The 2,995-nt window shown below is 72.1% G+C and carries 3 protein-coding genes; 1 reads left to right on the plus strand and 2 read right to left on the minus strand.

The annotated features are described in order from the left end of the window. Positions 1-65 precede the first annotated feature (65 nt). Together ACWGN5_RS41745 and ACWGN5_RS41750 are read right to left on the minus strand one after the other, a co-directional pair. Positions 66-1,094 (minus strand): methyltransferase, encoded by a 1,029-nt coding sequence (locus ACWGN5_RS41745; RefSeq protein WP_453524240.1) that lies wholly within the window; start codon positions 1,092-1,094, stop codon positions 66-68. 57 nt (positions 1,095-1,151) lie between these two features. Continuing rightward, positions 1,152-2,216 carry a right-handed parallel beta-helix repeat-containing protein gene (locus ACWGN5_RS41750; protein WP_453524242.1) on the minus strand — a complete coding sequence of 355 codons (1,065 nt, stop codon included), beginning with the start codon at positions 2,214-2,216 and terminating at the stop codon, positions 1,152-1,154. 322 nt (positions 2,217-2,538) lie between these two features. On the opposite strand from ACWGN5_RS41750, the gene ACWGN5_RS41755 reads away from it, so the two are divergent. Further along, on the plus strand, positions 2,539-2,995 hold a 457-nt coding region (locus tag ACWGN5_RS41755; protein WP_453524244.1), incomplete at its 3' end, for a sortase.

A 2,995-nucleotide genomic window follows, 5' to 3' on the forward strand; every position in this document is an offset into this window, starting at 1 on the left:
CGAGGCCGCCCGCCCCGCGACAGACGCGGAGCGGGCGGCCTGAGTTGTTCCGCCGGGTTCCCGGATCAGCCGGGCACGGTGCACTCGAAGGCGTGCAGGTACGCGTTGACCGGGCGGATCTCGCCGATGACGAGCCCGGCGGCCGTGAGCCGGTCCACCATGCTCTGCCGGGTGTGCTTCGCACCGCCGACGTTGAGCAGCAGCAGGAGGTCCATGGCCGTCGTGAACCTCATGGAGGGGGTGTCGTCCACGAGGTTCTCGATGACGACGACGCGGGCGCCGGGCTTCGCGGCCTTCCGGACGTTCGCCAGGCACCTGCGGGTGCTGTCGTCGTCCCACTCCAGGATGTTCTTGATGATGTAGACGTCGGCCCGGACCGGGATGGACTCGCGGCAGTCGCCGGGCTCGACGCGGACCCGGGAGGCCAGCGAACCGCCCTCCCGCAGCCGCGGGTCGGCGTTGCCGACCACCGCCGGCAGGTCGAGCAGCGTGCCGTGCAGCGTGGGGTGCTTCTCCAGGAGGCTCGCCAGGACGTGGCCCTGTCCGCCGCCGATGTCCGCGACGGAGGAGGCCCCGCGCAGATCGAGGAGGTCGGCGACGTCCTCGGCCGACTGCCTGCTCGACGTGGTCATGGCCCGGTTGAAGACGTACGCGGACTCGGGCGCCTCCTCGTTGAGGTACGAGAAGAACTCCCGCTCGTACACGTCCTCGAAGACGTTGCGGCCGGAGCGGACGGCCTCGTCGAGCCTGGGCCAGACGTCCCAGGTCCAGGGCTCGGTGCACCACAGCGCGATGTAGCGCAGGCTGTGCGGATCGTCCTCGCGCAGCAGCCGGGACATCTCCGTGTGGGCGAAGGTGCCGTCGGGCTGCTCGGTGAAGACGCCCTGGCAGGACAGGGCGCGCAACAGGCGCCGGAGGGTGCGCGGTTCGGTCTCCACCGCGGCCGCGAGGTCCTCCGCGGTCATGGGCGTGTCTCCCAGCGCGTCGGCCACGCCCAGGCGGGCGGCCGCGCGCACGGCGGCGGCGCACGCCGCGCCGAAGACGAGTTCTCTCAGCCGCATCGGCGGCGGGGGAGCGGAATCGACGGTCGTCATCTGTTTCGCCTTGCCTTTGCTGTCATGCCGTACGAGTGGGGGAGTCGGAGCGGGCGGTCAGCACATGCCCGCGGGCTCGGAGACGCCGCAGGTGTTGTGGCGGAAGGTGTTGGTCTTGCTGACGTCCCGGTTCGCGAGGTCGGCGGTGCCGTTGCGGAGCACCACGTTGTCGTGGATCTCGATCCGTTCGTTGGGGACGCCCACGAAGCTCTTGAAGAGCACGATGCCGCCGGACAGCGGGGAGCTGCCGACGTTGTCCTCGACCCGGTTGTGCGCGACGACCGTGTCCTCGGCGCCGGTGACGACGATGCCCGAGCCCTGGAGGAAGGGCAGGCGCGGGGTCTTCGGGCAGAGCTTGTTGTTCTCGTGGATGTGGTTCTGGCGCAGGGTCATCGCCCCGGCGCGCGGGGTGGACTCGTCGCCCACCACGAACACGGCGGCGCAGTTGCCGGTGGCCTCGTTGTGGTCGACGGTCAGGTTCCGCAGGCGCCGCACGGTGATGCCGATCCGGTTGCCGGACACCCGGTTGCCGCTGACGACCGTGCCCAGGGTGTCGGTGGCTCCTCCTTCCTCGGTGACGGTGTTGGCCAGGAACAGGCCCGCGTCCCCGTTGCCCCGGGCGGTGTTGTGGCGGAGCACGCCGCGTACGGAGCGCTCCTGGGCGATGCCCCAGGTGCCGTTGGACTCGGCGATGACCCGCTGGACCACCAGGCGGTCGGTCCATTTGGCCCACAGGCCGTTCTTGGCGAAGCCCCGCAGGGTCAGCGAGCGCACGGTGACGCCCTCGACGGGACGGGCCTCGGTGCCGGTCACACAGATGCCGTTGCCCGCCTTCGCGCACGTGTCGGCGCCGGGGGTGGCGGCCGGCTCGATGACGGTGGGGAAGACGGTCGAACCGCGGAGAGTGAGGTGCGGCGTCGTGATGCGGACGCTCTCGTGGTACGTGCCGGGGGCGAGGATGATCGTGTCGCCGGGGCGCGCGGAGTCCACGGCCTGCTGGATCGATTCGCCCGGCTTCACCCGGTGCACCGACCCGTTGCCGACCGAGGGCACGGCGGCCCCGAGCCCGGAGGCCGTGAGGGCCGCGGTGCACGCCAGGAGGGCGATCTGTCGTTTCGTCATATCGCGAAGTTATGAGCGCCCGTTCCGGCCCGCCACCGCTGATCCCCCGGGCGGGCCGGGGCCGACCGGGGGCACCATGCGGCGGCCGTACGGGCGCTGGTCCGTTCGCGTGCGGGGCGGGATCACCCGGGGGGCGGTACGCCCACGACGGTGACCTGCTGTGACGGGTCCGGGCGGGCGCGGGCGTGCGGCCGACCGGAGGACGGCCGAACGCGCTCCCCGTGTTGCGGGGAGTGCGCGGCGGCATTTGCCTCGTGCACGGAGCACAGCACGGGTGCCGCGCGAAGGAGCCGGCCGGAAAGCTCCACCGAAGGAGAGAAGCATGCGTCGCGTACGCACCGGTCTGCAGGTCAGTCTGATCGTCGGCGCCGTCGTCCTGTCCGCCCCCACGGCACTCGCAGCCCCTGGGGGCCCCGATGTCCGGATCACTCCGCTGAACGCGGCGCCCGGCACCACCGTCACCGTCACCACCACCGCCTGCGGCAAGGAGACCTACGGCAAGGGGGAGTCGGAGGCGGGCGGCAAGTTCCACCTGCTGCCGGGCAACCGGCAGGGTGTCCTGGTCGGCGAGTTCGTGGTGCCCGAAGGCGCCACGTCCGGCACGGACACCGTCACCCTGAAGTGTCCGCCACGGATCAAGCAGACCGTCACGTACCGCATCTCCGGCCGGCCGCACGGCGGCGTCGATGCCGGCTTCGGCTGGGCCGCGAGTGCCGCGGGCCGGTCCGGGACCGTCGCGGCGGCCGGTGCGGCCGGGTCCGTCGCGACCGCCGCGGAGC

It is taken from the genome of Streptomyces sp. NPDC055815 (genome assembly GCF_053616475.1).

Excerpts from the sequence above, each read along its gene's own strand:
- ACWGN5_RS41745 (WP_453524240.1), bottom strand. The coding sequence starts at position 1,094 with ATGACGACCGTCGATTCCGCTCCCCCGCCGCCGATGCGGCTGAGAGAA.
- ACWGN5_RS41750 (WP_453524242.1), bottom strand. The coding sequence starts at position 2,216 with ATGACGAAACGACAGATCGCCCTCCTGGCGTGCACCGCGGCCCTCACG.